Genomic DNA, 26,873 nt, shown 5'->3' on the forward strand with positions numbered 1-26,873 from the left:
ATCGGTATTTTAGTTCAACATCCCAACTTAGCTAAAAGCGTTCCTTATTTACCAGAACTTGCACAAATGAACATTGCAGGTATTGGTTTATTGCTTCGCTTGCAGCAACAAGCACTTGAAAAAGAGAATATCACTACGGCTCAGCTACTCGAGTTTTTTAGAGATACTGACGATTATGAGCCTCTTATTAAGCTCGCTACTTGGCAACATGAAATAAATGAAGAGCGTTTAGAGACTGTTTTTAAAAATACTTTTAAATTTATTGAAGATCAGTGTTTAAATTATCGACTAGAGACCCTATTAATAAAGGACAAGACACAAGGTCTAAATAGCGACGAAAGGCTAGAATGTCATTTACTAATGACAGCGTTAAAAGCGACTAACAGCTAGTCAGATCTAGTTTTGGATGTTATACTGTGCTATTCACTGCGTCACATTGTTCTGGTTGGCATTAATGTAAACCAAGTGATGGCGCCTGTTGTATCAACTTATCAGAGTGGAAGAAACAATCTCTATGGATCCAACTCCTCAGTCACAATTAAAACTTCTGATTCAAAAAGGTAAAGAGCAAGGCTACTTAACTTTTGCAGAAGTAAATGATCACCTTCCACAAGACATAATTGACTCAGATCAAGTAGAAGATATCATAAGCATGATTAATGACATGGGTATTAAGGTTAGCGAAAATGCGCCTGATGCCGATGAATTAATGATGCAAGAAACAACGACAGACGAAGACGCAGCTGAAGCTGCCGCTGCTGCACTTGCTACGGTAGAAAAAGAAATTGGCCGCACTACCGATCCCGTTCGCATGTACATGCGCGAAATGGGCACCGTTGAACTTCTTACACGCGAAGGCGAAATTGTAATCGCTAAGCGTATTGAAGAAGGGATCAACCAAGTACAAATTTCGGTTGCTGAATACCCTGAAGCAATCACTTACCTACTAGAGCAGTGGGATAAGTTTGAAGCAGAAGAAATGCGTTTAAGCGATATCATCGTAGGATTTATTGATCCAAACGAAGACGAAGCGCCAATTTCAGCAACTAACATTGGTTCAGAATTAAGTGAAAAACAACTTGATGACGACGATGACGACGAAGATAAAAGCGACGACGATGAAGATGAAGAAGAAGTAGACACAGGCCCAGATCCTGAAGAAGCTCGAATTCATTTTGAAAACTTACGTGATTTATACAATAAAGCACGTGATACGTTTGAAGCTAAAGGTCGTTCACATCCTGATTCACAAGCTGCTATTTTTGAAATTGGCGAGCTTTTCAGAACCTTTAAACTAATTCCTAAACAGTTTGATCGCATGGTAAACAACATGCGCGAAATGATGGATCGCGTTCGTGTTCAAGAACGCCTAATCATGAAACAAGCTGTACAAATTGCTAAGCTACCTAAAAAAGCATTCGTTAAGCACTTTGCTAATAACGAAACTGACGCTTCGTGGGTTGATTTAGAAATTTCAAATAATGAAAAGTACTCAGCTAAACTAGAAGAAGTTAAACCTGAAATAATTCGCTGTATTAATAAGCTATCTATTATTGAGCAAACAACAGGTTTAAGTATTGAGCGTATTAAAGACATTAACCGTCGAATGAGCATTGGTGAAGCAAAGGCCCGCCGTGCGAAAAAAGAAATGGTTGAAGCAAACTTACGTCTTGTAATTTCAATTGCTAAAAAATACACCAACCGTGGCTTACAATTCTTAGATTTAATCCAAGAAGGTAACATTGGCTTGATGAAAGCAGTAGATAAGTTTGAATACCGCCGTGGTTATAAGTTCTCTACTTATGCTACGTGGTGGATACGCCAGGCTATTACTCGCTCTATTGCTGACCAAGCAAGAACTATCCGTATTCCGGTACATATGATTGAAACGATCAATAAACTTAATCGCATCTCTCGTCAAATGTTACAAGAAATGGGTCGTGAGCCAAATCCAGAAGAATTAGCAGAACGCATGATGATGCCTGAGGATAAAATCCGTAAGGTACTTAAAATTGCTAAAGAGCCAATTTCGATGGAAACACCCATTGGTGATGATGAAGATTCGCACTTAGGTGACTTTATTGAAGATACCACCATTGATTCGCCAATCGATTCGGCAACAATGGAGTCGCTTCGTGGCGCAACTAACGATGTACTAGCTGGACTTACAGCGCGTGAAGCAAAAGTACTTCGTATGCGTTTCGGTATTGATATGAATACCGACCACACTTTAGAAGAAGTAGGTAAGCAATTTGACGTAACACGTGAGCGTATTCGTCAAATAGAAGCGAAAGCACTGCGTAAATTACGCCACCCTTCTCGCTCAGATTTACTGAAAAGCTTTTTAGACGCTAAATAATTTAGCGCTATGTAAAAACCAAAAAGGCCGCTGTAGCGGCCTTTTTTCTATTTAAAGGAAAAAAATCATGGCTTGGATCCAAATCCGTATCAATGCCAATGCTGCAACGGCAGATGCAGTAAGTGACCTATTAATGGAGTCAGGCAGTGCGTCTGTTACTTTTATAGATGCTAAAGACACCCCTATTTACGAGCCTAAAATTGGCACTGTAGAGTTTTGGGCAGACACCACCGTAATTGGTCTATTCGAAGCTAATCACGATATGAACGAAGTGATTGCATTATTAAAGCGCCATGATGAAATAAACGAATCACTCATATACAAAATTGAGCAGCTCGAAGATAAAGATTGGGAACGTGAGTGGATGGATAACTTCCACCCTATTCAATTTGGCGAGAAGCTATGGATTTGTCCTAGCTGGCGCGACATTCCAGACCCTGAAGCTGTTAACGTTTTGCTTGATCCAGGCCTTGCGTTTGGCACAGGCACGCACGCAACAACTGCTTTGTGTCTAAAATGGCTAGAAAGCCAAGACCTAACCGGTAAAACCGTAGTCGATTTTGGATGTGGCTCAGGCATTCTAGGTATTGCTGCTATTAAACTTGGTGCAGAGCGCATGATTGGGATTGATATTGACCCACAAGCACTCGAGGCAAGCCTTGATAACGCAAATAGAAATGGCGTTGCAGACAAGTTAGAAGTATACCTTCCGGAAAATCAACCTGAGTTTACTGCCGATATTGTTGTTGCCAATATTTTAGCTCAACCGCTACGCGAACTGCACAGTGTAATTTTAGGGTTGTTAAAACCCGGTGGTAAAATTGCCATGTCGGGTATATTAGAAGAGCAAGCTCAGTCAGTAGCTGATATCTATGCCCCTTTTATTGAGCTAGATGATATTGCCGTTGAAGGTGATTGGACCCGTGTTAGCGGTACAAAAAATAGCTAATCACGTACATTAACAATTTTAGAGTATTAACTCAAAAGTCGCATGTAAAGCCTGTATTTAACAGGCTTTACTATTTTTTTACAAAATAAAAAATAAACATTATTTATTATAAAAACATCATTCGTTCAAATTTCATCCAAATAAACCCTTTCGTCATACGGTTATCAAATGTCAATACGAAAAGAGCAAAAAAAAGTCACTTTTGTTCAATTTATAGCCTTTGATTTTTGTCAAAAAAGCCGTAAACTTAGCGCCCCTTGAAAAGAGGCCTATTGAATACAGTGCGTATCGGTAAATACCAACTTGAGAATAATGTAATTGTTGCGCCTATGGCCGGCATTACAGACAGACCATTTAGACAACTCTGCCGTCGTTTAGGCGCCGGGCTTGCTGTGTCTGAAATGTTATCGTCAAACCCAAAGGTCTGGAAAACTGAAAAGTCGATGAACCGTATGGATCACAGCGGTGAGTCGGGCATACGCGCGGTGCAAATTGCAGGAGCTGATCCTGAGCTTATGGCGCAGGCCGCACAATTCAATGTTGCTAACGGTGCACAAATCATAGATATAAATATGGGGTGCCCAGCAAAAAAAGTGAACAAGAAACTCGCAGGCTCTGCCTTATTACAGTTTCCTGAACTCGTGGAAGAGATTATTGATGCAGTCGTTAATGCTGTTGATATACCTGTGACACTTAAAATCCGTACTGGATGGGATCCGGATAACCGTAATGGTGTAGAGATTGCGAGAATAGCTGAACGTTATGGCATTGCATCACTGGCTGTACATGGGCGAACACGCGCATGTATGTATAAAGGTGAAGCAGAGTACGCCACGATTAGGGATATAAAGCGTTCAGTGTCGATTCCTGTTGTTGCAAATGGTGATATAACTTCACCAGAAAAAGCAAGACAGGTTTTAGACTATACGGGTGCAGATGCCATTATGATTGGTCGAGCCGCCCAAGGTCGCCCTTGGATATTTAGGGAGATAGACCACTATTTGCGAACTGGTGAACACATGCAGCCACCTGCTATTGAAGAGGTGCGCAGTATTTTAATGGAGCATTTAACAAACCTCCATGCGTTTTACGGTGAACCAATGGGCGCGAGAATTGCTCGCAAACATGTATCTTGGTATTTGCAAACCCATGACAGTGATGGTCAGTTTAGGCGAGTATTTAATGCGCTCGACAACCCACAAGCACAGGTCGTCGCATTAGAGCAATACTTTAAAACACTAGCAGCTAACTAAGAAAGAAAGAGACTTTATAATGTTCGAACAAAACGTGACTTCTCCATTTATCACAAACCCTCATGTTCAGTCACACGAGAAACCGCAGCCATTGCGTGATGCAGTAAAAAAAGCTGTTCACCACTACTTAAAACAGCTTAACGGTCAAGATGTGCAAGACGTATACGACCTTGTTCTTTCAGAGCTAGAAGCGCCATTACTTGAAGAAGTAATGACATACACACGTGGTAACCAAACTCGTGCAGCTATTTTACTAGGTATCAACCGTGGTACTTTACGTAAAAAGCTTAAAAAATACGGCATGAACTAATACCAATTATATTGAAAGCGTAAGCATTCTAACGAGCTAAACAAGCCCATAACGGCGTTAAAAAGTTCTTATGTAGAATAACTACACTGTAAAATTTTTGCCTTGTTATAGACTTGTTTTTCTATCGTTATAACTGATTACTAATCCAATACAATTGGTATCATGCAAAAAAAGCACCTTAGGGTGCTTTTTTTATGCGTACAATTTAGTAGAGATGTTGCAAAATGCTCACGCTTATTGGCGCTTTATAAGTCGTTTTTTGAGTCGTAATCAGTTAAAATGCCCGCTTCTAAGCTAGCTCATTAACTGAGGAAATCAAACTACAATGGATACTCATCGTCCCATTCGTCGCGCACTATTAAGTGTGTCTGATAAAACCGGTATTGTTGAATTTGCACGCGCACTAGAAGCGCAAGGCGTTGATATATTATCAACTGGCGGTACGTGTAAACTCCTTGCTGATAACGGCATAAAAGTGACTGAAGTTTCAGATCACACCGGTCACCCTGAAATCATGGATGGCCGCGTAAAAACCCTTCACCCTAAAATTCACGGCGGTATTTTAGCCCGTCGCGGACAAGATGAAGATGTAATGGCAGATAACAACATTTCTGCAATCGACATAGTTGTAGTTAACTTATACCCCTTTGCGAATACTGTCGCTCAAGAAAACTGCAGCCTTGAAGATGCCATTGAAAATATTGATATTGGCGGTCCTACCATGGTTCGCGCAGCAGCTAAAAACCATAAAGATGTAACAATTGTGGTAAACGCGAGCGACTACGACCGTGTTATTAGTGAAATGCAAAACAACAGTGGCTCAACAACGTATAAAACACGTTTTGATTTAGCTATTGCCGCTTATGAGCATACAGCACAGTACGATGGCATGATTGCTAACTACTTTGGTAAAATGGTGCCTGATTACACCGAAGAAGCTGCTGAAGATACTAAATTCCCTCGCACTATTAATATGCAGTTTACTAAAAAGCAAGACATGCGATACGGTGAGAACTCACATCAAGACGCAGCTTTTTACGTTGAAAATGATGTAAGTGAAGCATCAGTGGCAACAGCAACTCAGCTACAAGGTAAAGCGCTTTCGTTTAATAACATTGCAGACACCGATGCAGCGCTTGAGTGTGTTAAAGAATTTGATGTACCAGCGTGTGTCATTGTAAAACATGCAAACCCGTGTGGCGTATCGATTGGTGAAAACATTCTTGCAGCTTACGAGCGTGCATTTAAAACAGACCCAACATCAGCGTTTGGCGGAATTATTGCCTTTAACCGTGAGCTTGATGCGCAAACAGCTCAAGCTATTGTTGACCGCCAATTTGTTGAAGTAATTATTGCACCAAGCGTTTCGAGCGAAGCCGCAAAAATTGTTGAAGCGAAAAAGAACGTGCGTTTATTAGAGTGCGGGCAGTGGAGTGGTAAAGCAACCGGTCACGACATTAAACGTGTAAATGGCGGTGTACTAGTTCAGGACCGTGATTTAGGTATGGTTACCCAAGGCGACTTAAAAGTCGTCTCTAAGCGTCAACCTTCTGAGCAAGAACTTAAAGATTTACTATTTTGTTGGAAAGTCGCTAAATTTGTTAAATCAAACGCGATTGTTTATGCCCGTGACGGTATGACCATTGGCGTAGGCGCAGGTCAAATGAGCCGTGTTTACTCTGCAAAAATTGCAGGTATCAAAGCTGCTGATGAAAACCTAGAAGTCCCGGGCTCTGTTATGGCGTCGGATGCGTTTTTCCCATTCCGCGATGGCATAGACGCTGCTGCAGAAGCAGGGATTACTGCCGTAATTCAACCAGGTGGCTCAATGCGGGATGAAGAAGTTATTGCCGCAGCTGACGAAGCAGGCATGGCCATGGTCTTCACTGGCATGCGTCACTTTCGCCACTAATCACAAAAAGGGTTAAGCTCAACGTTTAACCCTTTTTGTTTGCAAGCAATTCACGTATTCTGATTATTCTAACTCCTAATTTTAATGTGAAGGAACAAACGATGAAATTTGCACTAAAGTCTCTACTTGTTGCTAGCCTAGCACTTACTTCAACAATGGCATTAAGCCATAACCATGAATCAAGCCTAAGCCACGCAATAAAAGCAAGCGAGCGAAGCGCTAAAAATAGTGCTCGTGATGAATATCGCCACCCTGAGCAAACATTGGCATTTTTTGGCTTTAAACCGTCAATGACCGTTGTTGAAATTGCGCCAGGCGGTGGTTGGTACAGTGAAATTTTAGCGCCAGCATTGAAAGAGCAAGGCTTATATTACGCTGCTCATTTCCCTAGCGACTCATCGGTTGGTTACTATCAACGTTCATTAGCTGCGTTTAAACAAAAAGTAGCTGAAGACGAACGCTTTAGTAATGTTAAAATTACAGAGTTTGCCCCTTTAACCCACCTAGATATTGCACCTGCAGAATCTGCCGATATGGTACTTACCTTCCGCAATGTGCATAACTGGTATATGGGTAAAGATACAGACGGTGCATTAAGCGCATTTAAAGCGTTTTATAAAGCACTAAAACCAGGTGGTACATTGGGTGTAGTTGAGCATCGTTTAGCCGAAAATCGTGCTGACGACGACCAGAAAACATCAGGTTATATGAAACAGAGCTACGTGGTTGACCTTGCAAAGCAAGCAGGATTTGAGCTAGCAGCAACTAGTGAAATTAATGCTAATCCAAAAGACACAGCCGATCATCCTAAAGGGGTGTGGACGCTACCACCTAGCTTAAGACTTGGCGAACAAGACGCTGAAAAATATAAAGCTATTGGTGAAAGCGACCGTATGACGCTTAAATTTAAAAAACCGCTTTAAATAGGAATAGTACGCCATGAATGTATTAGTCATTGGCAGCGGCGGCCGCGAACACGCACTTGCGTTCAAAGCCGCTCAAAACACAAAAGTAAACACGGTATTTGTAGCTCCAGGTAATGCGGGTACAGCCCTTGAACCTAAACTCGAAAATGTTGCAATTAATGTTGAAGATTTAGATGGGTTATTAAACTTTGCTCAGCAAAATAATGTTGAACTTACCATTGTAGGGCCTGAAGTACCGTTAGTATTAGGTGTTGTGGATAAATTTCGTGAACATAATATGGCTATATTTGGTCCAACAGCGGGTGCTGCCCAGCTTGAAGGTTCGAAGTCATTCACGAAAGATTTTTTAGCACGCCATAATATTCCTACTGGCGACTACCAAACATTTGAACAAATAGACCCTGCCCTTGCATATTTAAAAGAAAAAGGCGCGCCAATTGTAATTAAAGCTGACGGTTTAGCCGCAGGTAAAGGCGTTATTGTCGCAATGGACGAGCGCGAAGCTGAAGACGCTATTCGCGATATGCTAGCGGGCAATGCCTTTGGTGATGCAGGTAGCCGCGTAGTAATTGAAGAGTTTTTGGATGGCGAAGAAGCGTCTTTCATTGTGATGGTAGATGGTAAAAACGTTCTACCGTTTGCAACAAGCCAAGACCATAAACGTGCTTATAATGGTGATGCAGGTCCGAATACTGGCGGTATGGGTGCCTACTCTCCTGCGCCAGTGGTGACAAACGAAATCCACCAACGCATTATGGATGAAGTGATCATCCCGACAGTAGAAGGCATGGCAAAAGAAGGTCATCCGTACACTGGCTTTTTATACGCAGGTTTAATGATAGACAGCTCAGGTACACCTAAAGTGATTGAGTATAACTGTCGTTTTGGCGACCCTGAAACACAACCTATGATGCTACGTTTACAATCAGATTTAGTTGAGCTGATAGAAGCGGCTAATCGTGTAGAGCTTGATAAAACCACCATTGAGTTTGACCCACGCGCAGCGGTAGGTGTCGTGCTTGCGGCTAAAGGTTACCCAGGAGATTATCCTAAAGGTGATGCTATTTCAGGCTTACAAGTTAACTACCCTGCTGGCGAAAAAGTATTTCATGCAGGTACTAAACAAAGCGGTAATGACGTTGTGACTGCTGGCGGACGCGTTTTATGTGCAACTGCGCTAGGTAATACCGTAACCGAGGCTCAAGCACGTGCTTATGAGCTGATTAAAGGTATTAACTGGGACGGCATGGAATACCGTACTGATATTGCTTATCGTGCCATTGCCCGTGAGCAGTAAGTTAGTAATAATTGATTGGTATAACCAGTTAATTTAACTAAAAAAGCGCAGTTCGCCTGCGCTTTTTTAGTGCTACACTAATTAAAAGTTTTTAAAAAGTAAGCATACATTGGAACTTAGAACTTTACGCTACCATTCACTAGCTGTTGCCATTTTGATATTTATATTTTTTATTATCAATACATTGGCTTCTAATTTAGTAGTGCCTACTCGTTACACAATTGATAAAACATCACCAATGTACCTCAATCACGCCTACTACATTGATGAAACCAAAAGCAAAACATTCGATACAATTATTAAGCAACCGAATTTACTCACCCATGCCCCTTTTTCAGAAATTCCTTGGAGCTTTACTCAGCAAAATTATTGGCTGTTTCTTGATTTAGAAAACAAAAGCCAAAAAAGTCAAAAGGTGGTGGCTCACTTTGATAACCCAATGGCCGATCACTTAACAGTCTATCGCTTAGACAAACAAAACCAGATACTACAAACATATAAATTGGGCGATAGAGAAGAAAAACTGACTTTGTTTCAGTACAGCGTGCCACACATCAACTTTTTAATGGAGCAAAAGTCATCGCAGCGCCTCGTAATTAAGGTAGATACGGTAGGCATTAGTAAAACACCTATCAATTTATACCGCGATAAAGAATTTGTAGATCTCATGCGTTCTCAAACAGGTATTTGGGGAATATTTGCTGGCGTATTACTCATGGCTGCACTGTACAACCTAGTACTCTATTTTGGCATAAAAGACCGTGTTTACCTTGTTTATATTGGTTACATAATTAGCGCACTGATACTAATGGGTATTGTGCTTGGATTTGGTTTTTACCTCTGGCCTTTAGAGTGGCAACTATTTTTTCATCACAAAGTCATTGTGAGTAATTACGCAGTTTCGTTTTTTACTCTCGCCTTTTGTACTATGTTTTTACGCTACCATAAAGATAAGTGCTGGCGATACACAATGAGCAAAGCCTTGCTTTATCTTATGTTTATTTTGGGGGTAGCTAGCTTTTTTATTCCTGAAAACATTGCTGCGCCACTCTTTTTTTGTGTATTAGCACTACTATATGTTGCATGTTTTATATTAATTTATAAAAAACTGCGTAGTGGTTTTAGATGGGCTAAATTTTACGTTTTTTCGTGGGTGCCACTTATTTTAGGTGCATTAATACAACCACTAGAGCTCACAGGCGTTATTGATTACAGTTTTACCTCTCGCCACGCCTTTTTGGTGGCAATTTTATGTGAAATTGTATTAATGGCTATGGCGCTGGCAGATCGCGTACGCTATCAACGAGAACGTGCTTTATATCATGCTACCCACACTCAGCAAACTAAGTTGCTCAATAGCTCTAAGCTCAAACAAGCATTTATGGCACTGCAAAGCCAAAACCGCTCTACCACTTTGTGCCTAATTAAAATATGTCATTTCAATTCGCTTAATACCATTATTACATCAACCCAAGGTTATACCCTCATAAAGCATATTGCTGAGCGACTAGAAAATGAATTAATGCATGAAAGAGAGTTTGCAAATCTTGAAACCGATTTAAATAACAGTCCTCGGCTGGCTGATTTAAACAGTGGTGTATTTGCTTGTATTTCAACTAAAACTCAAAACTCAGATATACTCAAAACGGTGCTTGCAAAAGTAATTAGTAACCTTCCTAAACAATATGAAATTAAAGGTTTAAGCCTGCAGCTCAATTACACAATAGGCATTAGTAGTGCAAACCAAAGTAATGATTTTGAATACTGGTTAAAGCGCGGTTATTTAGCCTTAAAAGATGCAAAAGGGCGTGTAGATCGCGTTGCGTCGTCCGCGGTTAATAACAACATAATAATGGATGTTAGTTTGGCAGCTCATTTGCAAAAAGCGATCAAAACAAACCAACTTGCCCTGTATTACCAGCCACAAATAAATTTAGTCAATAATCAAGTCACAGGAGCTGAAGCACTTCTTCGCTGGCCTGACCCAACCTATAATAATATTTCGATTGAAGAGCTTATAACTTTGGCTGAACATACAGGCATAATTAACGAGCTCACCTTATGGGTTATTGAACAAGCTTGTAAAGATATTGTAGAGCTAATAAACAGCGGCCATAAAGAGCACACGATTAGTGTTAACTTAAGTGCTAAAAACTTAGCCATTAATAACTTAGCTGAAAAAATAGAAAATATATTAATTAAGCATCAGGCTCCCGCTCACTTACTTAAGTTTGAATTAACTGAATCTGCTTTTGTAGAAAGCCAAAACGTGCTTATTAAATTAGTTGATGAATTATCAGCTTTGGGCATAAAAGTTGTACTGGATGACTTTGGCACAGGTTACGCATCATTGAGCTACCTTGTTAATTACCATTTTAGCGAACTAAAAATAGACAAGTCATTCGTTTTTGACTTAGTCAATAATCCAGCTCACCAAGTCATAGTGCAAACATCAATTGATATGGCGCATCAGCTTAATTTATCAATTACTGTAGAAGGTGTTGAAACCCAAGAGATCCACCAGCTATTAAAACAAATGAATGCAGACCGCGCACAAGGCTATTTATACGCTAAAGCATTACCTTATCCTGAGTACATTAACTTCTTAAAAAGCCAATACAGTTTAAAAATGTTAGACTCTTCTTTTTAAACATCTTTAGGGGCTATGTAAAGATGCAAGGCACACTGCGTAAATTAAAATCGAGTTTAACAGAACCCGTTCAATATCATCTTCCCGTTGGTGAAGAGCTAGTTGACTTAAATGCCTTTATAGGTAAAGAGCTAACGCTTACTTTTAGCGGCACTATTTTGTGCGCTAACTGCGGTAAAAAAACCAAAAAAAGTTATTCTCAAGGCCATTGTTTTGTGTGCATGCGTAAGCTGGCTAGCTGCGATATGTGCATCATGAAACCTGAAACTTGCCATTACGATCAAGGCACATGCAGAGAGCCACAGTGGGGCGAAGAAAACTGTATGATCCCACATTATGTGTATTTAGCTAATACCTCAGGCTTAAAGGTGGGAATCACACGCCATACACAAATTCCTACGCGTTGGGTTGATCAAGGCGCCACTCAGGCTTTACCTATATTTAAAGTGCAAACACGCTTGCAGTCGGGCTTGGTAGAAGTTGCATTAGCCGAGTTTATTGCCGATAAAACTAATTGGCGTAATATGCTTAAAGGTCAGAACGAAGTTATAGATCTCAAAGCCGCTGCCGCTGAACTTATTCCGCAAATTAGCGAAAAATTAAACGAGCTTAGTGAGCTATTTGGCGCAACAGCCATAGAGCAATTAGATGAAAACGTGGTTGATTTAAACTTTCCAGTCACTGAATACCCAACCAAAATCAGCTCATTTAACTTTGATAAAAACCCCGTTGTAAGCGGTATTTTACAAGGTATTAAAGGCCAATATTTAATATTTGATAACGGCGTTATTAATATACGAAAATTTACCTCATACGAAGTAACCGTAGGCTAACTATGTTAAACAGCTTTCCACAGTTAATGGTTATCTATAATGAGCTTGAAATAGCACACAACCAGCAAGAGCAAAATGAGTGCTTACATGGCATTACATCAAGTGAACTGAACGATGTGAGAGTGATTAATAAACAAGGTGAATACCTTAACTTGCAGGGTCAACTTTTCTCAGCCTTAACTGAAGAACAGCTAGCACAGCTTGTTACTGCTCATTTACTAAATGAAGGGCGTTGTTGTCTAGGTAAAATTAAAACGCTAACTACTTCACAGGCATTTGATTTACTCGGGCTTTAAACACAGTGTTAATCACTATTTCTCGCTAAGCACTTTAATATGCGCTACAGCACTTCTACCCAATGCTGATAGCGCATAACCTCCTTCCAGATACGATACAATCCCGCTACAGCCGTTTTCTTTTGCAACTTTGCATAGCTGTTCAGTTAACCAAATATAATCGTCTTCTACAAAGTTCAGACTTGCCATGTCATCTTCTACATGTGCGTCAAAACCTGCACTTATAAATAACAACTCGGGCTTAAAAGCCTTTAATTTTTCTAACCATTGAGTATTAAACACCTCTTTTAAATCGTCGCCATTACTGGCAATGGGTAACGGCGAATTAACAATATGGCTATTGTTTTTTACAGCTGTATTTGGGTAAAACGGGTATTGAAATAACGAGCAAAGCAATACACTTTCATCATCAATAAAAATATCTTGGGTTCCATTGCCATGGTGCACATCAAAATCAGCAATCGCAATTCGTTTAACTCCTTTGCTTTGGGCATACTTAACAGCAATAGCTAAGTTGTTAAATACGCAAAATCCAGATGATGCGTTTTTGTTTGCGTGATGACCAGGCGGGCGTACAGAGCAAAAAGCCGCATCTAGCTTATCTGCTAGTATTTCATCTACAGCTAACAGCCCGGCACCTACAGCGCGCTCAATCGCTTTAAATGAGTCAGGGCAAAGCCATGTATCGCCATCGAGGCTATTTAACCCCTTTTGAGGAATTAAGCGCTCAACTAAGTTTACAAGCGACTCATCGTGCGCTAATAAATAATGTTCTCGCTGAGCTTTAGGGGCTTGTAAATGCTTTAGCCCCACATCGACGCCACTGGCGAGTAAGCGGTCGGTAATTGCATCTAAGCGCTCGGGGCACTCTGGGTGGTCGTCTATCATTTTATGTTTACGGCAATGAGGGTGTGAAATAACTGCAGTACGCATAAAATGCTCCTAAGTAAACTAGTATGAGCGTTTAATATAACAAAGCCACCTAACGGTGGCTTTGCGACTTTGGTGTATAACTATATAACCCGAGCGTTAATCATTTGGTTTTTAAATTTAGGTTTCTAAAGTCAAAACTAAAGTCGGTAACCGCTGTTGAAACCGCCTGCATGCTCGCACGCTTTACACGGTTTGCAGTGCTCATTCCAAAATGTATAAACGCATCGGCCTCAAGTAGCTTTTCGTCCCACTTAACAATAAACGTGTTGCCAGTGTAGTGCTCAAGCTCCCCTTTTAAACGCTTTGTATGAGTAAAATCAATTCGTAACTTACCATCTAGCTCTTCAATAATGACATCGCCATACCAATCGTCATGCAATGTGCCCGTGTAATTTATATTAGGTAACTGTGGCTGATAATCCGCAGGTGCAGATGGTGTAGCATTAGCGTACGCATATTGTTTTCCTTCAAAATGCTTTTTGGCCAAATCTTCGACCCAATCTTTGTCCTCTAGATTGAGCACATCCTCAAGTACTTCGTGTGTAACTGCACTTAAGGCACTAAATGCTTGCTGGTTAGACAAAATAACAATACCGAGTTTTTTTTCTGGAAGCAAAGTGACTTGCGACACCATCCCTAAAATACCACCACCGTGGCCTAGTTTTTTAAACCCGTGGTAGTCCTCTATACTCCAACCTAACCCATAGCCTCTAAACTGTTGATGATATGCCTCAAAGGCACTTTTAGACGCCATAGAGGTTATATGTGGGTGCCACATTTGCGCTTGTTGTTTTTCACTAAACAATTGCTCGCCATTGGGCATTTTGCCACCAGCGAGTTGAGTTAGTAGCCATTGACTCATATCGCTTACACTGGATGCGATAGCGCCTGCTCCTCTAAAATCTTCTAAGTAATTTACAAAAAATGGATGCAGGCTCCCCTCCATTGGAATATGCCCTATTGCCCAGTTTTTGTTACTTTTTGGAATACGCGAAAAACCTGCGCGTGAATTGGTCATTTTTAGCGGCTGTAAAATATGTTTTTCAACGTAATCGTTCCAACTCATTCCAGATACACGCGCTACAACTTCACCCGCAGTCACAAACATTAGGTTGTTATATGCGTACCTACTACGAAAACTGCTAGCTGGTTTTAAATATTTTAACCCCGATAGAATATCATCGACTGATTTATCTGTGCTTGGCCATATCATTAAGTCGCCTTGCCCAAGCCCTAAGCCACTGCGGTGGCTTAATAAATCACGAACTCGCATTTCACGGGTTACATATGAGTCGTATAACCTAAATTCGGGTAAATGGTCTATTACGCGGTCATCCCAGCGCAATTTCCCCTCATCGACTAATTTAGCTAACGCGGCACTGGTAAATGCTTTTGTATTTGATGCTATACCAAATAACGTATCTTTATTTACTTCAGCCTTTGTATTTAGGTTTGCCGTACCAAACCCCTTTGCTAGCACAACCTCGTTATTTTCAACAATCGCAACCGCCATTCCCGGTACATCAAAGCGTGCCATAGAGGTTTTAATTACGTCTTCTATTTTGTTGGTATCAACCTGTGCCCAACTGCTAAAAGTAGTACTGGCTAGCAGTGCAAAAGCCGCTAATTTGGTCAGTTTCATATCAGTCCTTTTATTATTGATGCACTGCAAATTCTATTGCCGCGCGCTCTTTATTAGGATCGCTCTTTTGTGGGCGATTAAGTATGGCATTACTGTAAGCCTTTGGTACGCCCGCTTCAAGTGCTCCGCGATGAACGTGTTTAACGTACCAATCGTAGGGTAAAATACTTTCGTCATGAGTATTAGCAATATAACAATGAGTATCAATAATTTCCCCGGTTAACAGCTCAACCTTTATATCTACACAATCGTAACCAGGGCCTTCTATTGCATCTAAAGTGACCTTTTCGTTAGCGTTAATTTCATATACTACACCGTATACTAAGGCATCCGCTTTATCAGCTTTTTGAATGCTGCATTTACCTGAGCCATCAGAAAAAAGCATATCAAAGGTCAACTCATACCCTTTAAGCACTGCTGTACCAATACGCTTAGCATTTGGCAAACGTGCCAACAAACGATTAGACGACATGTTAGATCCAAACGAAAAATTATATAAGGGCATATTTACTCCTACTTGTATTGCATAAATTAAATAACAACGCGAATAGCCAACGCAATTAAAATAACGCCAATACCTCGGTCAAACCAGTAGCCGTGTTGCTGAAAAAAACCACGAACATAGGCTTTAGAAAGTACCAACGAGAGCGCAGAAAACCATGCCCATGTGGCAAGCGCCATATAAATACCGTAACCAATTTGTATACTCAGTGGCGTTGTTTGGCTTATCACCAAGGTAAATAACGACATAAAAAATAACGTTGCTTTTGGATTTAGTGCATTAGTGAAAAAACCACGCCTAAAAGCAACCCAAATAGACTCTTCAGGGGCTTGTTTGTTTTCAATATTTTCGGCTGATGATTCACTCGGCTTAGCGGCTCTTAATGCTTGTATGCCAAGGTAAGTCAAATAAGCGCCTGCAACATACTTAAGTGCCATAAATAAGCTGGGCGATTGAGATAAAATAAGCGCCACACCTAATACACAATAAGCGATGTGTAACAAAATAGCGCCGCCAACACCTGCACTCGTCCATAATGCGTTTCGCCTACCTTGTTGTACACTTTGCTTAAGCACAACAGCAAAATCAGGACCTGGGCTCGCAACAGCAAAAAAGTGAGCAATCACAATTAATAAAAATTCATCTAGGTATTCCATACTTGTCCTTGCTAGTTTGGCGAAATGGCGCTAAGGTTTTTTCCTCCAATGCTAAGGATGGGTGATTGGGTGTAGTAAATATTGCTGCACCTAAAGTGGCACCCACTAGAAATTTATCCGCGTACGCATCTTTTAAGGTCATATTACGACTTGGTTGAACAGCGGTTTGCTCTGCTACTATTTGTGAACAACTACACAAAATAAGTGTAAAAATGGCAATTAGCCCAAAATGAGGTCTTTTCATGTGAGTCATAGTATCAACTTTTTGGTCAATTATATTTTATAAGATTCATTGTAATGAAAATTACCTTCATTGCAGTTTATTTCAATGGTACTGCTATTATGTTTTTTAGTGAATTTACTCTGCTCAGGCTTTATAAAAGGATGTCCAAAATAGAGTGGCTTAAATTTTTTGTTGACGTTATTGCGGGGGGGGGGGTAATTTATGTTTAGGCAGTGTTTTTTAGCCTATTAACTCAAATTAAACAAAAAAGGAATTTTAATATGAAGGAGCTGTTTTCTAACATGATAAAAGGATTATTTTCAATTATAGTCGTTTTATCCATATTCCCAACAATCGCTGAGGCGAGCGGTCGTACAAAAACCCTTGCTTGTGATACTTGTAACTACAACGATGCCCTTGACTTGGCACAACAGTATCATGTAGCTCCATCATGTACTGCTTCTGATACTGATATATTCTTAGGACAAACGACATTTACTTGTCCAGCTACATCCAAAGATATCATTGTCTCTAATCCAATCACACAACGTAGTTTTAAATTTACAGTGCGTACAGAGCAGCTTTATAATTGGGCCCCAGCATATGATATTGTCGTTGAAGACGCTACTGTAACCGTTGCTGAAAACAATGCATTGCATATGTTTTATGACATTGACGACGACTTCAGACAAGCAATGGCGCACAATGAAACTGTTGGTTTTTCTGCAGCAACCTCTTCATTCGCTATTCAATCAACTAAAATATTCAGCACCAGCTCAATTACCGCTTCTACAAACTCTGACGCAAGTTGTAATAGCCATGCCTCAAATGTATTTGCCAATGACCCTAGCTTTCGAAACGATATTCGAAAGGGCTTTTCTGACAGAATTACCGAGGCGATGGGGCTTCAGTCTTGGGGTGAATTCACGTCCGAACGGAGAACTTCGGGGAGTTTGAGTATAGGAATGAGTACTGGAATAACTATCGATTTCAGTCACGTCGAAAGAAAATACTTTGTCACTCAAACTTGGCCAAACGGTGATAAGCTTGTATATCAAGTCAATTATAATGGTGAAACGCGCAATATAGTGCAAAAAGGAAGAGCGCGAACAATAAGGGAGCGTTTTCTTAATCTTTCGTACAGCCTAAGGCCAGGCTCATCTCGTATTGATAACCTTCCGCTTACTGAACTCACGAGAGGAATTATAGATTTAACCAATCTTCCCATTTCAGTTTGTTTAGCTAATCAACTTTCAGAGGTATTAGACGATGTGAAAGTAGTAGGGGGAGCTGCTGGTGATGGTGATTTGATTGACATCGTAGGTGCAGCTGCATCAAACGGTGGAACCCTAATTCCACCGGCAGGTATCTGGGTTAACTTAGCGGGTTGTCGTATTGTTGAATCAAAGGGAAGAATTTGTAGAGATGATACAGGCGACTGCATTCATGTCGTTGCTCGATATGTAGACTGCTAAGTTGAAACGTAAAGTCTTGGTGTTAGTACGAATTAGTTGTGGCAGCCTATTGGTTGTCACAACTTGTTTTTATGAATTCAATGCTTCAAAAAACTCATGTTTTGTAAGTGGAATTAATGTTATTTGCTACCCTCTGTTACAGCTGAATTTAAGATTGCTACAAGTCTTTGTGAAGATGATCTAAGAATTTTTGATAATGAAACAGTTTTTAGTCTTTGAACGCAAGCATTGTCACTACGGCAGAGCCTATTTCTTGTGTCGGTGACAATAATCAGACTATTTAAGTATTAATCTAGCTGAATTGTAACTCATACCAAGCTGTGTTCAGACGACACTTCTTTGTCGCTGCCTCTATCACCAAGGCGTTTGTCGTTAAACAGCAAACTGCCTTTTTCATTTTCACCGCGCCAAAACACACCAGAATCAAGCACTTTTAAATTAGCTTAAGGCACACTGTAGTCAGCCCTAGAACCAAAAGTTGAAGTGCGAGTATGCGAAAAAGGATGAGGTCTGCGGGCCTTGGCTTGTTTACCACCCACCGAGCTAGGCACAAATTTACTTCTTGCTTGCGATACCGATTGATTGACCAAACTGTTTGCCATAATACGTGCTAAGTTAATAACAGCGGGTTAGCTGAGTTATTTACCAATGCTTTAATCTCTTTTTGTGCTTTTTTAAACTCACCACGTAAGTGGGGCTTTAAGTGTTTTTTAGAGAGGGTGTCTTTTTTAAAGTAGCAAACTAATGCATGCATAAATACCGTATGTGTTTCGCTCAATTGTGCTTCACGGTTTGCGTACGGGTTATAACAAGAGCCACATCCGCCTTTAAACTGATACACCGTATTGCTCATCATTACACCAAACCCTAAAAAGCAGGCAAGCGCATCAGCTGCTTGAGGTAAAAATTCTTTTCCACCTGGGGGTAATACACCAACATGATGAATCATAATTGTAGCCAGAGTTCCGGCAAAGCTGGCTACTAAATCTTGCGGCTGATTTATTTGATTAGGGTTAAACGAAATATTAATAGCATGGCTCGGCGGCACAATTAACTGACAGCCCTCACCACGAATTGCACTACTAAACTCAAAACGTGGAAACACTTGCGGTTGTAATTGCTGGGGCGCAACTAATTGAATTGGCCATGCGCTCATTCCCGCATAAGAAGTGACTCGTTTAAATACGCTTGTGGCCATTTGCTCAATACTTGATACCGAATCAGGAAAGTATTGCCCTGTAGGCAATATTATTTGTGTGTGTTTGGTAAAAAACTCAGCATCAAAATTTTCGACAGCCCAAATAAAAGTATCAATAAGCCATTGTTGCTCTTGTTGCTCTAGCAAGGGCGCTGATTTAAATAACGCTAACATAGTGTGCTCTTAATTTAGTTATTCTTGTTCTTTTGCCCATTGCCACGCCTTTGTGTTATATAGCGGTACAGTTGATAATGCATGGTGATGGCTGCCGCTCGACTCTTTTGTTGAATACGACAAGTACAATAAAGTACGCGTTTTTGCATCGTATATTCGACGCACTTTTAACGATTTAAATAAAATGCTTTTTGATGACTTAAACACCACCTCTCCAGACTTACTACGATCAATTTCTTGTAATTGCTCCGCGGTGATAGGCCCTGTTTGACGACACGCAATCGACATATCTGACGGATCAGAAAAGTCTAAGTCGGCCTCAACATGACTGATGTGACACGTTACGCCTTTAATAATCGGATCTTGCTGCGAGTTTACCACCACATCTTTTGTAGTAAACAAACCTAAACTCACTGACGCAACATCATCAGAGCAGGCACTTAACGTAACCACTGCGCCCATAAGCAGGGCTAAACGTTTAATTTTTTGCTGAAGTTTCATATTCATCCTTAACTTAAACTCGGTTTTTATACGCTTATTTCAATAAGCTTGGGTTCACCTGTGTGTTTTTATACTAACATCAAAAATCAGCACAATTAAATTTGTTTAAAACAAACATTTTAGCCGTATGGGGTTTAGCGAGTCCTCGTGTATTTGTTACAATTAACGACACGCTTAATGCCGTAACCAATAGGAACCACCCACATGCCGCACATTATTATTGAGCACTCAGAAGACCTCCCTGTATTACCTCAAGTACTGGTTGAAAAAATTCATAACTGTACATTCGAAAGCGGTTTATTTGATTTAGAAACTATTAAAACTCGCGCTGTTGCATATCAGCAGTATCAGTTAGGTGTAGGAAAAGAAGGGTTTATACATGTACAGGCGCATATTATGGCAGGGCGAACAGTAGAGCAAAAGCAAATATTAAGTGAGCACCTACTTGCGTGTTTAAAAACCTATTGCAGGGAATCTGACAGTTTAAGCGTCAATATTTACGACATGGATCACGAGATTTACCGTAAAAACTAACACAAATACGGCCTTGTGCTAGTCGTCACAAGGCCACTCATCTTCACTAAGAATATGCTTTGCCAATAGCGATGCCCTAAGCGCCATTATTTTACTTTTTAACTCATCGCGAATAAGCCTTATTGCAGGCGAAATAAACTGCCTGCTCGGAAGCACTAGCCACATTTCTGTTAACGGGACTTTATAATTGGGAATTATTCGTTTGAGCTTACCGCTAAGCAAATCGTCTGCCACATCAATAGCTGACTTTTTAGCAATCCCGGCACCATCAATACACCAGCGCCTAACCATATCACCATCGTTTACAGCCCTATCACTGTTCATTTTAACTTTGTATTGCTGCGTATTATCATAAAATTCCCAATCAGCATGCACGACTTCGTAAAGTTTATAAAGTAATGCATTATGCTCGCTTAAATCGCTCGGCACGCACGGTTCGCCATTGAGTTTTAAGTAACTAGGTGAAGCACACACCACGTGTGGAATATTACAAATTTTAAACCCATATAAGTTAAGATCCTGAGCTACGCCTTTTTTCATCGCCCTTAGTGCAACATCAACCCCATCACGATAAAAATCGGCACGGCTATCACTTGCATGCAACCTCAATGTTATAGAGCTATGGGCATTCATAATATCATTGAGCAAAACACGCATTAAATTACGTCCCATTTCAGACGACACAGCATAGGCTCTGCCTTGTCTAAATACCAAACAGACTGGTGAAAATTCAACCTTGAGAGATAAACAGGCCCTAAAAAACTATTATTCACGTTTTAACGAAACTGTATTAAACATTAGCCTATTTATCGAATGATAAACACTCGCTATTGTGTCTGTATTCAACGTAAAGGAAACTATTTATGAAATGTAGAATTGTTTTATCGGCTTTAATGCTCACAACTTCGCTTATATCTGCACCTACTTTTGCAGACGAACACGAGTCAAAAGTAATACCTGCCAACAAAGTAAAATGGGGCTACTTAAACCCATTAAGAGGCGAGCAAAGTCCTGGTGCAGCTGATTTGTGGGGCGATCGTACTGCAGACACTCCAACAGGTATGCTAGTACGCTTTAAAAAAGGGTTTGAGTCTCCGCCGCACATTCATAACATTACTTACCGAGGTATCGTAATTGAAGGTCAAATGCACAATGACGACCCCACAGCTGAAAAAATGTGGATGCCAACAGGATCATTTTGGACACAACCCGCCGGTGAAAACCACACTACTGCGGCTAATGGCACTACAAATCTAATTTACCTAGAAATAGATTCTGGTCCTTATTTAGTAAAACCTACAAACAAACAGTTTGATAATGGCGAACACCCATTAAACTTACATAAAGACAACCTGGTTTGGCTAAACAAAAGCGACATAAATAATATTAATGCTAATGCAGTACAAACAACGTTTCTGTGGGGAAATACAGATGCAAGCTATGGCTCAATGATAAAACTACCAGCCGGTTTTAAGGGAGAAATTAGCACAAATGAAAATGAGTTTCGTGCAGTAATAATTGCAGGCAGTGTGCAATACAGCTCAAAAGGTAACTTACAAAACCTAAGTGCAGGCAGCTATATAGAATCTGCGGGAAAATTCATTCACTCGCTTGAAAACAAAAGCAATATCCCTGCAACTATTTACATTCGTAGTAATGAGACATATCAAGTAAATTAGGAAGTGCTAATTGCCTAAAGCAACATAAACAATTAAGCGCACCTCTTCGTGCGCTCAATTAACTGCTGGTGATTAAAAGCTGTAACGTGCTGTTAAGCTAATATAATCTAAATCATCTATTGTGGTGTAGCTGGTACCTACAGAAAAATTTGTATTTATATAATAACGAGCACCTAACGTAATAGCTGTTTCACTGTCATCTGCAATATCAATGTAACCTAAGCGGCCATCAATTTCGATGCTATCAGTTAGCATTGATCTAACACCCGCAGATAATCCATAGCCATTTTCATCATCCGAAAAATCACTACCGCTGTACGATACTTCAGTTTCTATGTTTTCATACGTTACTAAACCATAAAAATCAGTGCTTTCACTCATTGCAGTACGGTAACCTACGCCTGCGCTCAACCAGTTAAGATCTACATCTAAACCATCTTCTGAGTCGCCTACAGTCTTATATTGACCAGACACAAAAAAATTATCGCCTAGTAATTTACTACCATCAAGCGTCCAACCATTTGCATCATCGCCATCAAGATCTGCATTTAAGTAACCGCCAGACACATAATTAAAGTGAGGTGTTTCTGCAAATGCAGCTGGGGTGGCAAAAACGGAGCTTAATAATAAGAGTGCGACTTTATTCATTTTCATGGTACTTCCTTTTAGATATATTTAAACAACACATTGTTGTACCCAATAAAATACACACCTATATTATTGATTGCAATAAGAAAGTTAATAGATTAATTAAGAATCAAGATATAAGTTAAGCAAAATAAATAATATAGAAATTAGCGTTTTGAGTGTGCAATAAATTGGTATTTACTAGAATATACTTAGAATATTTGAGAAGTGGTGGCCCCTCCCAGACTCGAACTGGGGACCTAACGATTATGAGTCGTGTGCTCTAACCAACTGAGCTAAGGGGCCAACTTTATATAACTGCAAGGCAGTTAATTTTTGAAGCGTTTAGCCACAGAGCGACTAAAGCGGGTTGCAGTATAAAAACTTTTTTAGGGCTTGTCACTACCAAAAACCTTTATTTTAACAATCAGTAAGCTAACTGCTTAAATTGTAATCTTTTAAAGGGGCAGAGTGGTTAAATTTGGGAAAATTTTGAGTGGGTACGGTAAAAACCATTAAAAATAATAATTATTAATTGAATGCGCTGAGCGATATTTACTTACAACTAGCATAAATATAACTCAGCAACGCATTATTTTTTAGCAATAATATAAATTGCATGTATTAACCCAGGGAAGTAACCCAACAGCGTTAATAGAATATTAATCCAAAAATGCATGCCTAAGCCCACTTGTAAAAAAACACCCAGTGGTGGCAGCAAAACAGACAGTATTATACGAATGATATCCATTATTTAGCTCCTTCAAACAATTAAAAACAAAAAGCCCAGCAATGCTGGGCTTTGAGTATAACGTTATTCAGCTACGATAGATAAGTTATCTACCACATCACGAACGTCTTCAGCATTTTTAGCAATTTCGATTGCCAACTGCTTCTCCGCTGATGATTCAACCGAACCGTTTAATGTAACAACACCATTATCGGTATCTACATCAATATCGGTTCCACCTACTTCTGAATCAAATAGGAAACGTGTTGTAATAACGGTGGTGATTTTAGCGTCCGTTAGGTCGTTATCATCATCCATCATTTTAGAATCTGTATGTTTAGCGCTCATGTTTTTAACAACGGTTAGGCTGTTTTCAACGTCCATGACGCCATCTAGACTAAGTACAAGTTCTTCTGCTAGCTCTTTTTCTACTTCGCTATCAACTTTACCTGTAAGTACTACCTTGCCATTTGTTACATCAGTGTTTATGTCAAAGTTGTTTAGGTCTGTGTTCATAAGAAGCACAGTTTCTGCCTTGCCATCAATCCAAGCATCTTTACTTTCGTTTTCCCAGCTGTTTGCATGTGCACCCATTGCTGTTGTACCAAGAACTAACGCGGCGATAATAGATTTGTTAAATGTTTTCATAATCTTTCTCCTTTTGATTAAAGACACTTCAACTAATGCGAACATCAAGCCAACTTTATTTGACATTAAAAATCAATCACTTAATGATAAATTTGTATTGTTACAGCTTTGGCGTATTCCCCCTATTTACAGGGAAGTGAGTAAAACTTTCTCAAAGTGTGAAAATTACTAGATTATTGCTATTTTGGTTAATGTATCGTTAATATAACAACTAACAATTCAGCATTATAAAACTAAATCATTGATTATAAATAAAATTAATTATGGTACACGGTTTGCTAACTAGTTAACTAATAGCAAATACAATAAGGAATTACTCATGTCAGTTAAAGTTGAAGACCGCCCAATAGAGCAAGTACGCGAACAAGTGATTGATCAGTTAATTTATAACTATAGCCATGGCGTTATATCGGTTGAGGCATTTGAAAGACGATTAGACCAAGCAATGGACGCCAAAGACAATTCAGTGCTGCTAACGTTAGTAGAAGACCTAACACTTAATACCGACAAGCAATACAAAGCTGAAAAACAATCGCAGTTTACGCCAAATTACAGTGCACAACAGCATAGTGATGACGATATTACACTTCGCAGTATTTTGGGCTCAAACGAGAGAAGCGGACAATGGGTAGTGCCTAAAAATATTTACCTAAATAATTATATGGGCTCTGTGGTACTCGATTTCACCGACGCTATATTTACACATCAAAACGTAACAATTCATGTTAATTGTATTTTTGGTAGCGACGAAATTTATGTACCCGAGCATGTTAATGTAGTGTCTAAAATGTTTTGTATTTTAAGCACCTTAGAAAACAAATCAGTCACATTAAATAAGCGCCAAGGCCCTACCATTCATATTGAAGGCAAAGCGATATTAGGGTCGGTTGAAGTAAAGGTAAAGCGTACCATAAAAGAAAAGTTTATTAGCTTTGCAAACGATTTGAAGGCACAGCTAGGGGTAAGTAACAAATAAGTACAACCGTATTTGCTTTAATATGGCTGCTTTTTAGCAGCCATATTATCATTGCAGGCTTATAAATCATTATTTCGCTCAGCAGGAACATCGGACAAATACTCTACAAACTCAACCTCAAAACCCGAAGGGTCTCTGAAGTAGATGTTTTTTCTAAATGGATTTTCAGCACCGTGCTTATATGCTGCAAAACCCGCTTTATGTAAACGTGAAACCGTATTATCTAAATTAGCCGTTACGTAAGCAAAGTGAGCAAAACCAACTTGATGTCCTGAAAGCGCTCTGTTTTCACCCTCACCATGATCGCTCATTGCTATATATTGCGTGTCGTCACCAAAGTGGATCCAACGCCTTGGTTTTCCATACCAATCACCCCGTCCTTCGCTTCGTATTACCCAATGCGGGAAAATAGCTTGGTAAGAACGAATCATGGTATCGATGTTTTTAACAACTAAGTTTACGTGTTCTAAATACATACTGTGTCCTTGTGAGTTAATTTAAACGCATCATAAAACCTCAAGCTAACTTTAGGTAAAGTGCTTTTTTATAGTTTTTATATGTAATAGAGCAGATACACGATGATTTAAATTAAATGTGCAACACTTTCAATGCTGTACAAAAAACACTCACAAGTATTTAGGGTTTATTGTTTACTTTATGTCAAAAGTCGCTAAAATACGCCGGCTGAAATATACAAACGTTCTTTTACAACCCAAAGGTAACTCCATGCATCCAATGTTAAACATTGCGGTTCGCGCTGCGCGTAACGCAGGCAAAATTTTACTTCGCGCTAGCGAAGACTTATCAAAAGTTGAAGTGCAACAAAAAGGCGCTAACGACTTAGTAACTAATATTGATAAAGAAGCCGAAGCCGTAATCCGTGACACTATTTTACAGTCTTACCCTACTCACTCTGTTGTGGGCGAAGAACTAGGTGAACATAAAGGCAAGGATGATGATTACCAATGGATTGTAGATCCTATCGATGGAACAACAAACTTCATCAAAGGTATCCCACATTACGCAATCTCTATTGCACTTAAAGTCAAAGGTCGTTTAGACCAAGCCGTTATTTATGATCCAATCCGTGGTGAGCTTTTCACTGCATCTAAAGGTCAAGGCGCACAACTTAACAGCAAACGTTTACGCGTAAGCAAAACAACCGTTCTTGCTGGTACAGTTTTAGCAACGGGCTTCCCTTTTAAGCATAAACAACATACAGACGCATACACTGAAGCGTTTAAAGCATTATTTGTTCATACTGCTGATATTCGTCGTGCAGGTTGTTCTGCATTAGACATGGCGTATGTTGCAGCTGGCCGTGTTGATGGCTTTTTTGAAATTGGCTTAAAACCTTGGCACTCTGCTGCAGGCGAGCTAATGGTTAAAGAAGCGGGTGGTATGGTTGTCGATTTTGCTGGTGGTAATAACTATAACCACAGTGGCAATATCATTTGTGGCGCACCAAAACTGACTCAAGCTATTATTCGCGAAATTCGCCCAGTGTTAACTGAGTCGTTACTTCGCTAATAAATTGCTTTTACCAATATAATTGGTACAACTAAAAAAGGAGCCTAGGCTCCTTTTTTG

General features: G+C 39.9%; 28 protein-coding genes, 1 tRNA gene and 2 pseudogenes. 16 read left to right on the forward strand and 15 right to left on the reverse strand.

Going from position 1 to position 26,873, the window contains the following annotated elements; genetic code table 11:
* The 11 genes and pseudogenes from dnaG to ATS71_RS04650 form a co-directional block, all read left to right on the forward strand.
* Positions 1-390, forward strand: a pseudogene (dnaG, locus tag ATS71_RS18800) (DNA primase); the annotation flags it as partial.
* A 124-nt stretch (positions 391-514) separates the two neighbouring features.
* The gene (gene rpoD, locus ATS71_RS04605; RefSeq protein WP_058403752.1) at positions 515-2,359 is read left to right on the forward strand and encodes an RNA polymerase sigma factor RpoD; all 1,845 of its coding nucleotides are present in this window, start codon (positions 515-517) and stop codon (positions 2,357-2,359) included.
* Positions 2,360-2,426: 67 nt separating this feature from the next.
* Positions 2,427-3,308 carry a 50S ribosomal protein L11 methyltransferase gene (prmA, locus tag ATS71_RS04610; RefSeq protein ID WP_058403753.1) on the forward strand — a complete coding sequence of 294 codons (882 nt, stop codon included), beginning with the start codon at positions 2,427-2,429 and terminating at the stop codon, positions 3,306-3,308.
* A 281-nt stretch (positions 3,309-3,589) separates the two neighbouring features.
* Positions 3,590-4,561 (forward strand): tRNA dihydrouridine synthase DusB, encoded by a 972-nt coding sequence (dusB, locus tag ATS71_RS04615; protein ID WP_201020856.1) that lies wholly within the window; start codon positions 3,590-3,592, stop codon positions 4,559-4,561.
* A gap of 19 nt (positions 4,562-4,580) precedes the next feature.
* Complete coding sequence (fis, locus tag ATS71_RS04620; protein ID WP_002957804.1) at positions 4,581-4,871, forward strand: DNA-binding transcriptional regulator Fis; 291 nt, start codon at positions 4,581-4,583, stop codon at positions 4,869-4,871.
* 325 nt (positions 4,872-5,196) lie between these two features.
* The gene (purH, locus tag ATS71_RS04625; RefSeq protein WP_058403754.1) at positions 5,197-6,783 is read left to right on the forward strand and encodes a bifunctional phosphoribosylaminoimidazolecarboxamide formyltransferase/IMP cyclohydrolase; all 1,587 of its coding nucleotides are present in this window, start codon (positions 5,197-5,199) and stop codon (positions 6,781-6,783) included.
* A gap of 101 nt (positions 6,784-6,884) precedes the next feature.
* Positions 6,885-7,706, forward strand: coding sequence for a class I SAM-dependent methyltransferase (locus tag ATS71_RS04630; RefSeq protein WP_058403755.1), 822 nt, complete (start codon positions 6,885-6,887; stop codon positions 7,704-7,706).
* 16 nt (positions 7,707-7,722) lie between these two features.
* Positions 7,723-9,006, forward strand: a complete 1,284-nt coding sequence (gene purD, locus ATS71_RS04635; RefSeq protein WP_058403756.1) for a phosphoribosylamine--glycine ligase — start codon at positions 7,723-7,725, stop codon at positions 9,004-9,006.
* A 109-nt stretch (positions 9,007-9,115) separates the two neighbouring features.
* A complete protein-coding gene (locus ATS71_RS04640; protein ID WP_058403757.1) occupies positions 9,116-11,656 on the forward strand; it encodes an EAL domain-containing protein in 2,541 nt (846 codons plus the stop codon).
* A gap of 23 nt (positions 11,657-11,679) precedes the next feature.
* Positions 11,680-12,489, forward strand: coding sequence for a DUF2797 domain-containing protein (locus ATS71_RS04645; RefSeq protein ID WP_058403758.1), 810 nt, complete (start codon positions 11,680-11,682; stop codon positions 12,487-12,489).
* 2 nt (positions 12,490-12,491) lie between these two features.
* Positions 12,492-12,785 carry a hypothetical protein gene (locus ATS71_RS04650; protein ID WP_058403759.1) on the forward strand — a complete coding sequence of 98 codons (294 nt, stop codon included), beginning with the start codon at positions 12,492-12,494 and terminating at the stop codon, positions 12,783-12,785.
* Positions 12,786-12,800: 15 nt separating this feature from the next.
* Here ATS71_RS04650 and ATS71_RS04655 read toward each other — a convergent pair whose 3' ends face one another.
* The 5 genes from ATS71_RS04655 to ATS71_RS04675 form a co-directional block, all read right to left on the reverse strand.
* The gene (locus ATS71_RS04655; RefSeq protein ID WP_058403760.1) at positions 12,801-13,718 is read right to left on the reverse strand and encodes a histone deacetylase family protein; all 918 of its coding nucleotides are present in this window, start codon (positions 13,716-13,718) and stop codon (positions 12,801-12,803) included.
* A gap of 100 nt (positions 13,719-13,818) precedes the next feature.
* Positions 13,819-15,360: a serine hydrolase gene (locus ATS71_RS04660; RefSeq protein WP_058403761.1), complete on the reverse strand. Its 1,542-nt coding sequence runs from the start codon at positions 15,358-15,360 to the stop codon at positions 13,819-13,821.
* A 13-nt stretch (positions 15,361-15,373) separates the two neighbouring features.
* Positions 15,374-15,865, reverse strand: coding sequence for a gamma-glutamylcyclotransferase family protein (locus ATS71_RS04665; RefSeq protein ID WP_058403762.1), 492 nt, complete (start codon positions 15,863-15,865; stop codon positions 15,374-15,376).
* Between the two features lie 26 nt (positions 15,866-15,891).
* Positions 15,892-16,518, reverse strand: a complete 627-nt coding sequence (locus tag ATS71_RS04670) for a LysE family translocator (protein ID WP_058403763.1) — start codon at positions 16,516-16,518, stop codon at positions 15,892-15,894.
* Positions 16,502-16,762, reverse strand: a complete 261-nt coding sequence (locus ATS71_RS04675; RefSeq protein WP_152995665.1) for a hypothetical protein — start codon at positions 16,760-16,762, stop codon at positions 16,502-16,504. The genes ATS71_RS04670 and ATS71_RS04675 overlap by 17 nt, the downstream gene beginning before the upstream one ends.
* Positions 16,763-17,022: 260 nt before the next feature.
* On the opposite strand from ATS71_RS04675, the gene ATS71_RS04680 reads away from it, so the two are divergent.
* On the forward strand, positions 17,023-18,216 hold the full coding sequence (locus tag ATS71_RS04680; protein ID WP_058403765.1) for a hypothetical protein: 1,194 nt from the start codon (positions 17,023-17,025) through the stop codon (positions 18,214-18,216).
* 308 nt (positions 18,217-18,524) lie between these two features.
* Here ATS71_RS04680 and ATS71_RS19320 read toward each other — a convergent pair whose 3' ends face one another.
* The 4 genes from ATS71_RS19320 to ATS71_RS04690 are packed head-to-tail and all read right to left on the reverse strand — an operon-like array spanning position 18,525 to position 20,089.
* Positions 18,525-18,647 (reverse strand): hypothetical protein, encoded by a 123-nt coding sequence (locus ATS71_RS19320; RefSeq protein WP_257903615.1) that lies wholly within the window; start codon positions 18,645-18,647, stop codon positions 18,525-18,527.
* 12 nt (positions 18,648-18,659) lie between these two features.
* Positions 18,660-18,818 carry a hypothetical protein gene (locus ATS71_RS18615; RefSeq protein WP_160327100.1) on the reverse strand — a complete coding sequence of 53 codons (159 nt, stop codon included), beginning with the start codon at positions 18,816-18,818 and terminating at the stop codon, positions 18,660-18,662.
* An 8-nt stretch (positions 18,819-18,826) separates the two neighbouring features.
* Positions 18,827-19,588 carry a hypothetical protein gene (locus ATS71_RS04685; protein WP_058403766.1) on the reverse strand — a complete coding sequence of 254 codons (762 nt, stop codon included), beginning with the start codon at positions 19,586-19,588 and terminating at the stop codon, positions 18,827-18,829.
* Between the two features lie 18 nt (positions 19,589-19,606).
* Positions 19,607-20,089: a CreA family protein gene (locus ATS71_RS04690; RefSeq protein ID WP_058403767.1), complete on the reverse strand. Its 483-nt coding sequence runs from the start codon at positions 20,087-20,089 to the stop codon at positions 19,607-19,609.
* Positions 20,090-20,293: 204 nt separating this feature from the next.
* On the opposite strand from ATS71_RS04690, the gene ATS71_RS04695 reads away from it, so the two are divergent.
* On the forward strand, positions 20,294-20,623 hold the full coding sequence (locus tag ATS71_RS04695) for a 5-carboxymethyl-2-hydroxymuconate Delta-isomerase (protein WP_058403768.1): 330 nt from the start codon (positions 20,294-20,296) through the stop codon (positions 20,621-20,623).
* A gap of 18 nt (positions 20,624-20,641) precedes the next feature.
* On the opposite strand, the pseudogene ATS71_RS04700 reads toward ATS71_RS04695, so the two are convergent.
* Positions 20,642-21,310, reverse strand: a pseudogene (locus ATS71_RS04700) (substrate binding domain-containing protein); the annotation flags it as partial.
* Positions 21,311-21,486: 176 nt separating this feature from the next.
* Between ATS71_RS04700 and ATS71_RS04705 the strand changes: the two are divergent.
* Entirely contained in the window at positions 21,487-22,302 is an 816-nt protein-coding gene (locus tag ATS71_RS04705) for a DUF4437 domain-containing protein (protein WP_058403769.1), read from the forward strand.
* A gap of 72 nt (positions 22,303-22,374) precedes the next feature.
* Here the strand turns inward: ATS71_RS04705 and ATS71_RS04710 are convergent, their stop codons facing one another.
* The 4 genes from ATS71_RS04710 to ATS71_RS04720 all read right to left on the reverse strand — a co-directional run bounded on the left by ATS71_RS04710 (position 22,375) and on the right by ATS71_RS04720 (position 24,307).
* Positions 22,375-22,956 carry a porin family protein gene (locus ATS71_RS04710; protein WP_058403770.1) on the reverse strand — a complete coding sequence of 194 codons (582 nt, stop codon included), beginning with the start codon at positions 22,954-22,956 and terminating at the stop codon, positions 22,375-22,377.
* Between the two features lie 202 nt (positions 22,957-23,158).
* Positions 23,159-23,235: transfer RNA gene (locus ATS71_RS04715), tRNA-Ile, on the reverse strand.
* Positions 23,236-23,521: 286 nt separating this feature from the next.
* Entirely contained in the window at positions 23,522-23,680 is a 159-nt protein-coding gene (locus tag ATS71_RS18385) for a YqaE/Pmp3 family membrane protein (RefSeq protein WP_006791179.1), read from the reverse strand.
* Between the two features lie 63 nt (positions 23,681-23,743).
* Complete coding sequence (locus ATS71_RS04720) at positions 23,744-24,307, reverse strand: BON domain-containing protein (protein WP_058403771.1); 564 nt, start codon at positions 24,305-24,307, stop codon at positions 23,744-23,746.
* A 319-nt stretch (positions 24,308-24,626) separates the two neighbouring features.
* On the opposite strand from ATS71_RS04720, the gene ATS71_RS04725 reads away from it, so the two are divergent.
* Positions 24,627-25,283, forward strand: coding sequence for a LiaF domain-containing protein (locus ATS71_RS04725; protein ID WP_058403772.1), 657 nt, complete (start codon positions 24,627-24,629; stop codon positions 25,281-25,283).
* A 59-nt stretch (positions 25,284-25,342) separates the two neighbouring features.
* On the opposite strand, the gene ATS71_RS04730 is transcribed toward ATS71_RS04725, so the two are convergent.
* A complete protein-coding gene (locus ATS71_RS04730; protein ID WP_058403773.1) occupies positions 25,343-25,759 on the reverse strand; it encodes a VOC family protein in 417 nt (138 codons plus the stop codon).
* A 250-nt stretch (positions 25,760-26,009) separates the two neighbouring features.
* Between ATS71_RS04730 and suhB the strand changes: the two genes are divergently transcribed.
* Entirely contained in the window at positions 26,010-26,813 is an 804-nt protein-coding gene (gene suhB / locus ATS71_RS04735; protein ID WP_058403774.1) for an inositol-1-monophosphatase, read from the forward strand.
* Positions 26,814-26,873: the final 60 nt, after the last annotated feature.

The organism is Pseudoalteromonas sp. H71 (assembly GCF_001468485.1).
Taxonomy (GTDB): domain Bacteria; phylum Pseudomonadota; class Gammaproteobacteria; order Enterobacterales; family Alteromonadaceae; genus Pseudoalteromonas.